The 6,631-nt window shown below is 66.5% G+C and carries 8 protein-coding genes; 2 read left to right on the top strand and 6 right to left on the bottom strand.

Annotated features, from left to right (window positions below):
• Positions 1-346 precede the first annotated feature (346 nt).
• Complete coding sequence (locus NDK18_RS16795) at positions 347-1,111, top strand: GIN domain-containing protein (RefSeq protein WP_250626560.1); 765 nt, start codon at positions 347-349, stop codon at positions 1,109-1,111.
• A 29-nt stretch (positions 1,112-1,140) separates the two neighbouring features.
• Here the strand turns inward: NDK18_RS16795 and NDK18_RS16790 are convergent, their stop codons facing one another.
• From NDK18_RS16790 to NDK18_RS16770, 5 genes are all read right to left on the bottom strand, one after another.
• The gene (locus NDK18_RS16790) at positions 1,141-1,872 is read right to left on the bottom strand and encodes a LytR/AlgR family response regulator transcription factor (protein WP_250626559.1); all 732 of its coding nucleotides are present in this window, start codon (positions 1,870-1,872) and stop codon (positions 1,141-1,143) included.
• The gene (locus tag NDK18_RS16785) at positions 1,869-2,963 is read right to left on the bottom strand and encodes a sensor histidine kinase (RefSeq protein ID WP_250626558.1); all 1,095 of its coding nucleotides are present in this window, start codon (positions 2,961-2,963) and stop codon (positions 1,869-1,871) included. Before NDK18_RS16785 ends, NDK18_RS16790 begins: the two co-directional genes overlap by 4 nt.
• A 60-nt stretch (positions 2,964-3,023) precedes the next feature.
• On the bottom strand, positions 3,024-3,527 hold the full coding sequence (locus tag NDK18_RS16780; protein WP_250626557.1) for a nuclear transport factor 2 family protein: 504 nt from the start codon (positions 3,525-3,527) through the stop codon (positions 3,024-3,026).
• A 148-nt stretch (positions 3,528-3,675) separates the two neighbouring features.
• The gene (locus NDK18_RS16775) at positions 3,676-5,172 is read right to left on the bottom strand and encodes a YifB family Mg chelatase-like AAA ATPase (protein WP_250628435.1); all 1,497 of its coding nucleotides are present in this window, start codon (positions 5,170-5,172) and stop codon (positions 3,676-3,678) included.
• Positions 5,173-5,317: 145 nt separating this feature from the next.
• Positions 5,318-5,572, bottom strand: coding sequence for an accessory factor UbiK family protein (locus NDK18_RS16770; RefSeq protein WP_250626555.1), 255 nt, complete (start codon positions 5,570-5,572; stop codon positions 5,318-5,320).
• 171 nt (positions 5,573-5,743) lie between these two features.
• Here NDK18_RS16770 and NDK18_RS16765 point away from each other — a divergent pair, with 171 nt between their 5' ends.
• Entirely contained in the window at positions 5,744-6,082 is a 339-nt protein-coding gene (locus NDK18_RS16765; protein ID WP_250626554.1) for a P-II family nitrogen regulator, read from the top strand.
• Here NDK18_RS16765 and NDK18_RS16760 read toward each other — a convergent pair.
• A complete protein-coding gene (locus NDK18_RS16760; protein ID WP_250626553.1) occupies positions 6,079-6,624 on the bottom strand; it encodes a CcdC protein domain-containing protein in 546 nt (181 codons plus the stop codon). The two genes, NDK18_RS16765 and NDK18_RS16760, sit on opposite strands and share 4 nt — an antisense overlap.
• Positions 6,625-6,631: the final 7 nt, after the last annotated feature.

Genomic DNA, 6,631 nt, shown 5'->3' with positions numbered 1-6,631 from the left:
CCCCCCCCCCCCCCCCCCCCCCCCCCCCCCCCCCCCCCCCCCCCCCCCCCCGCTCCCGCCCTAGCCGCAAAAAAGGCCGGGCCTCGGTACCAGAGCGGGGGAGGGAGGGTATCTGGTACCGAGGCGGGGCAGGCAGTCCATTAAAGAACTGCTCGGTACAGGATTATAGGGCTGGGATTCCCGGCGTCAATAGGATCGATCTAAATTCTTTTTCATCAATGGCCGGAAACCGGCATGGCACGGGGCCCGCCCTGCCACTGGGCATGGGGACTTTCGGGCCATTGCGGCCGCTTGGGCTATGGGGGTATCCCTATGCGGTACGCCTATCCCTTATGGAACCCATCTCATGCGCAAGTACGCACTGCTCGCCCTCGCCTTCGCCCCGTTTGCCGCGGCGCACGCCGATCAATGCACGCACTCGGCTGACCGTTCGCTGGATGCGGACCTGCGCGGGGTGCGCACCGTTCGCCTGGAGACTGGCAGCCATGAGCTGAAGATCAACGCCAGTGGCAGCGGCACGTCGCTGGCGGCGCGCGGCAAGGCGTGTGCTTCCAGCGAGGATGCGCTGGCGGAACTGGTGATCACCCAGCATCGTGAGGGCGACACGCTGGTGGTGAAGCTGGGCGACGATCGCAGCCATTGGCACATCGGCTACACCCAGCAGTCCTTCAAGGTGGACGTATCCATGCCCGCCAACCTGCCCGTCGATCTGCAGGTAGGCAGCGGCGATGGCGAGACGCATGGCGTGGCGAGCCTCGTGGCCCACGTCGGTTCGGGCGACGCCAAGCTCTACGACACGGCCGGTGAGCTCAGTGCCACCGTGGGCTCCGGCGATCTCACGGCGGAAGGCGCCGGCAGCGTGAAAGTCGACTCCGTCGGATCCGGCGACGCGAAGCTGCGCAACATCCGCGGTGCGGTCAGCGTGGGCACCGTCGGCTCCGGTGACCTGGACATGCGGGGCGTCGGCGGCAATGTCGAGGTGGATTCGATTGGCTCGGGCGATGTCAACGTCGATGACGTGCGCGGCGACCTCACCGTGCACTCCAAGGGCAGCGGCGACATCAGCCACTCGCGGGTGACCGGCAAGGTTTCGGTGCCGTCGCGGGACTGATCGCCCCGGAAGCATGCGGGTAACCGGCCTCAGCGCGCCGCCAGTGCGGCGTGCAATTGCTCGACATACGTGCGGCTGGCCCGCAGGGGCGTGCCATCGCGCAGGCGGAGCAGGCAGTCGCGGTTGGAGAGCGCCTCAAGCTCGGCAATGCGATCGATGCGCACGATGGTGGAGCGATGGATGCGCGTGAACCGCCGAGGATCCAGGCGCAGACTGAGTTGATGCAGCGGCTCACGCAGCAGGTATACCCGCGTTCCCACATGCAAGCCTGCGTAGTCGTCGTTCGCTTCGATCCAGTCGATGTCGTTGGCGTCAACCACGGCAATGCGTTGGCCGACGCGCACCGTGAAACGCTCGGCCCAGGGCGGTGGCGTCCCGGCTACGCCGTCATGGGCGCGGGAACGCAAGGCCGCCCGCGCGCGGTCGAGCGCTTCGCGAAAGCGCTCATCGTCGATGGGCTTGAGCAGGTAATCCAGCGCCTGAAGCTCGAACCCGGCCACGGCGAAATTCTCGTAAGCGGTAAGCAGGACGGCCAACGGGCGCTCGGCTGGCGCGATCCGGCGCAGGGCGTCGATGCCGCTCATGCCGGGCATCTGCACGTCCATGAATACGAGGTCGGGCCGCGATTGCCCGATCATCTTTATCGCAGCTTCACCCTCCCCCGCCTCGCCGACCAGGCAGATGTCCTTATGCCGGGCCAGGCGGGCACGCACGCCATCGCGAGCAAGCGGTTCGTCATCCACCACCATCACGCGCATCATGCGCTGTCTGCCTGCAAGGGAGGCGTGGCGGTGGCGAGGCGAAGCGGCAAGGCCACGCGTACCGTGCACGCGCCGTCCGCGGCCACTGCGACATCCACGGCGTGATTTCCCGGATACAACGCTTCCAGCCGTTGCCGCACGTTGTTAAGCCCGATGCGGGTGGAACGATGCGAAGGATCGTCGATGGGACCTGCCACGCCATCGTTGTGCAACTCGATCACCAGCCTGTCGCCGTCGCTGCCGATGCCAAGCCGCATCGCCCCGCCGTCGGCGCGTGGCGCGATGCCGTGGCGGATCGCGTTTTCCACCAGCGGTTGCAGCAGCAGGGGCGGCACCAGGGCCTGCAACACCCCGGCACCAACGCGCATGTCGACCTGCAGGCGGTGCCCCAGCCGGGCCTTCTCGATATCCAGGTAGTGGTCGGTAAGCGAGAGTTCCTCGGCAAGCGTCACCTCGCGTACATCGCTGCGTTCCAGCGTGGCCCGCAGCAGATCGCCCAGGCGCGCGATCATGCGGGTGGCGCCACTGGCCCGGCCATCCACCACCATGGAGGAAATGCTGTTGAGGGTGTTGAACAGGAAGTGCGGATGCAGCTGGTACTGCAGTGCGCGCAGCTCCGCTTCGCGGGCCAGGGCCTTGGCCTCCGCTTCGCGACGGTGCGATCGTTGCAGCGCATCGTACTGGTGCAGCAGCGCATGAATGGCGCAATAGACGATGAGCGCAAGCCAGCAACCATCAAGCCCGGCGAAGATGCGAACGAATGAGTAGCCCGGCACCAGGTGCCAATGCACCGCTACGGCCTGCGCAACGGCATTGTTGATCGCCGAGGGCACGTAGGTGGCCAGCAGCAGCACCGCGATGGTTACCAGCCCGGGCACGCCACGCCGCCACATGGCGCGCTGTAACAGGGCGATGGGTACCACCCAGAAGAGATAACAGGCGGCATAGAAGGCACGGAACGCGCCTGCATGAATCTGGCCTAATTCGGGCAGCGCCATCACACCCATGCAAAGCGTGACAGGCAACGCTGCCAACAGCGAAATCCGCAGCGGCAAGCCGATGGGCCGTCCAGGGAACAAAGCGCGTGTCATCGTGATACCCGTGGGGCGCCGACCCCGCTGCCGGACGCCCCAGGCACCGTATATCGAACCTCAGCCGTTGTCATCCATGATGGCCGAGTACAGCATGGCGCTGATTTTCCAGCCCTCGTCGGTGTGCACCAGCTGCCAGGTCTCCGCACCGTGGTTGGTGGCCTTGCCTTCCACTTCGAAGCGGTAGTCGAAGTACACCGTGCCGACGATACCGTCGGTCTGGATGCGCACGTTGGAGAAGACTTCCTCGATCGGCTTGGGCGCGCTACCGACGAAGCCAGCGAACTCCTCGTAGCTGCCCGGCACGAGCTGTTTGGCTTCCGGATGCTTCGCACGGACCTTCGCCAACCCGGCCTTGTCCATGGCCATCAGCCAGGAGCCGCCCGGCAGGAACATTCCGCGCACGGCCTTGCCGTCCTTGGCGATGATGGCCGCCTTGAAACCGTCGACGACCCTCTGTATCTGCGCACGGTCGGCGGCATGCGCGTCGGCGGGCGCATCGCTGGCACGGACGGCCGCGGTGAACGACAGGGCAACGAACAGGACAGAAAACAAAGACCTCATGGCGCAACTCCATCGGTAGTGGGCTGTTGCGCGATTAAGGCCGCCCTTTCTTCGTGGACGCCACTGATTTGCGGCTGGCCGTGCACGGGACGCGGTAAGTCGTGATGAAGGTGCCGCCACCGGCACCTGACCGCAGCCAGGCTAAAGCTCACGACCGATATTGCAACGCCTCGGCCAGGTGCATGCGGCCCGGTGGCGATGCCGGATCCCCGGCGAGATCCGCAATGGTCCGGCCGACACGGAGGATGCGGTGGAAGGCGCGGGCTGAACCGCCCAGGCGTTCGACAGCCGCTTCCAGCCATTGGCGATCCGATGGCATGAGTGGGCAGTGACGTTCCACGCCACGCGCATCGAGTGCAGCGTTGGCGCATCCCTGTCGCGCGACGGCTGCCTCGCGCGCGCGCCTTACCCTCACACGCACCGTGGCCGTGCTTTCGTCGTGCGGCCCGGGCTCGCCGCGCAATTCGTTGAGTGGCACGCGTGGCACGGGAACGTGCAGGTCGATGCGATCGAGCAAGGGGCCGGAGATCTTGCCGCGGTAGCGGGTGACCTGGTCCGGCGTGCAGGTGCAGCGGCCGTGCGGATCGCCGGCGTGGCCGCAGGGGCATGGGTTCATCGCCGCCACCAGCTGGAAGCGCGCGGGGAACGTGGTTCGGCTGGTGGCACGCGAGATCACCACCTGGCCGGACTCGAGCGGCTCGCGCAGGGCTTCAAGCACGCTGCGCCGGAACTCGGGCAGTTCATCGAGGAACAACACACCTTCGTGGGCCAGTGATATCTCGCCGGGCCGCGGACGCGAACCGCCGCCCACCAGTGCCGCCGCGGATGCCGAATGATGCGGCGCACGGAAAGGACGGTAGCGCCACGACGCAGGTGCCGGCAGCTGGCCGCCGACCGAGCGCACGGCGCACGAGGCCAGGGCTTCGTCTTCGCTCATGGTGGGCAACAGGCCCGGCAGGCGTTCGGCGAGCATCGTCTTGCCGGTGCCCGGCGGCCCGGACAGCAGGACGTGGTGGCCACCGGCGGCGGCGATCTCCAGTGCGCGTCGCGCCTGGTACTGGCCGCGGACATCGCACAGATCCGGGTAGCTGGACTCCCCTTTGGCGTCCAGCAACGGTGGCGCATCCAGATCGCCGGTTTCGGTGAGCCAGGCGCAGACATCGCCCAGCGAATCGGCCACCAGCACGCGCATGCCACCGACCATGGCCGCTTCCCCGGCGTTGGCGCGGGGCACGATGGCGATACGGCCAGATTCGCGCGCCTGCAATAGCGCAGGCAGCAGACCGTTGACCGGGCGCAGCTCGCCCGATAACGCCAGTTCCCCTAAGAATTCGCAAGCCGCAACGCGTTCGGCCGGCAAGTGCTGCGCCGCGGTGAGCAGGCCCACCGCCAGCGCCAGGTCGAAGCGCCCGCCTTCCTTGGGAAGATCGGCCGGCGCCAGGTTCACGGTGACCCGGCCGTTCGGTGTTTCAAAGCCTGTGTTGCGCAGTGCCACCCAGACACGGTCGCGAGCCTCGCGCACGGCGGTCTCGGCCATGCCGACCATATAGAACGCCGGCAGGCCGCCGCCCAGGAAAACCTCGATGGTGACCTCGGGAGCCAGGATGCCATCCTGCGCGCGGCTGTAGGCCACGGCGAGGGTCATGGGGTGGAGCGCCCGGCAGCGGGTGTGGTTTCAAACATGGCGCCTTCCTTAGCGCAGGCTTTTTCCCTACGTACTTCCAATCAACCGCCCCCGGCTCTTCGATCTCGGGGTGAGTGACAAACCGGGGGCGGCTCCCGGGAGCTGACTAATGCCCGCGTGCGCCCTGGGACGCTTCGAGGTCCGCAATCCGTTGCTCCAGCTCATCGATCCGTGCGCGGGTGCGCGCTAGCAGCTGTAGCTGGACGTCGAATTCTTCACGGGTAACGAGGTCGAGGCGGCGCAATCCCTGCGCCAGGACATCACGGAAATTGACCTCCAGGTCGTTGCGTGCCTGAGCAAGACCGGGCGGGACCAGCGATGCGAGGCGCTGGGCCAGCTGATCGATACTTTGCACATCCATGAGGATTCACCCCGAATTCGTAAGTTCAGTCTAGGAAGCCGTCCGCAGCCCGGCCATCAGGTAATGCCGACTCATCTTGTAGGGTTTTTCCTACAAATCACGTCGGGCCATGGAGGGTATCCCAACCGGGTGGCACAATGATCCCCCGCCGCATACCCCACGGAGCAGGACATGAAGCTGGTCGTCGCCATCATCAAGCCTTTCAAGCTGGACGACGTCCGCGAGGCCCTGGCCGAGGTGGGCGTGCAGGGCGTGACGGTGACCGAGGTCAAGGGCTTCGGTCGCCAGAAGGGCCATACCGAGCTCTATCGCGGCGCGGAGTATGTAGTTGATTTTCTTCCGAAGATCAAACTGGAAGTGGCCGTCACCGAGGATATGGTGGAGCGCGTGGTGGAGGCCATCGGCAACGCCGCGCGCACCGGCAAGATCGGCGACGGCAAGATCTTCGTCAGCCCCCTGGAGCAGGTGGTGCGCATCCGCACCGGCGAACTCGACGGCGACGCGCTTTAGTCCAGCGCCACTGCGCCCGCCGGTGCGGTCGCCTTCCAGCGGCGGTGGTGCACCAGCAGGCCCGCGTAGTAACAGATGTAGTAGCCGAAGGTCAGGCCCAGCACGAGCATCGTGAGCGGGCTATTGCCAATGGGTGGATGGCCCTGCGCGGCCACGGCGGTGGCGCCGGTGGAGGCCACCACGAACCGGTAGGCCACCCGGCCCAGGAACAGCGCCGTGACCACCGCACCCAGCCATGGGTTGGGGATGAAGCGATCGCCTTCAGGCGTGGTCTCAAATCGCGTGAGCCTCAATCCCGCATAGCCCACGAGCGAGCCAACAAGCAGTCCCCCGAGAAGGCCTTCGACCAGTTGCACGCTGGCCAGTGGGCCGACCACCGCTGGAATGGCAAAGCCCACCACCACCAGCGACAGGATCACGATGCGCGCGACCATGCGCTTGGTGCGGATCGGCTGGCGGCCGAAGCTGCTGCGCACGCGGCGGTAGATGCCCCAGGCCATCAGCGGGACGGATATCAGCATGCCGATCAACTGCGGGTTCATGGGAGCA

The organism is Pinirhizobacter soli, from assembly GCF_015905305.1.
GTDB classification, from domain to species: domain Bacteria; phylum Pseudomonadota; class Gammaproteobacteria; order Xanthomonadales; family Rhodanobacteraceae; genus Pinirhizobacter; species Pinirhizobacter soli.
Note: the sequence above shows the minus strand (reverse complement) of the source record. Positions and strands in the feature narration are given on the sequence as shown.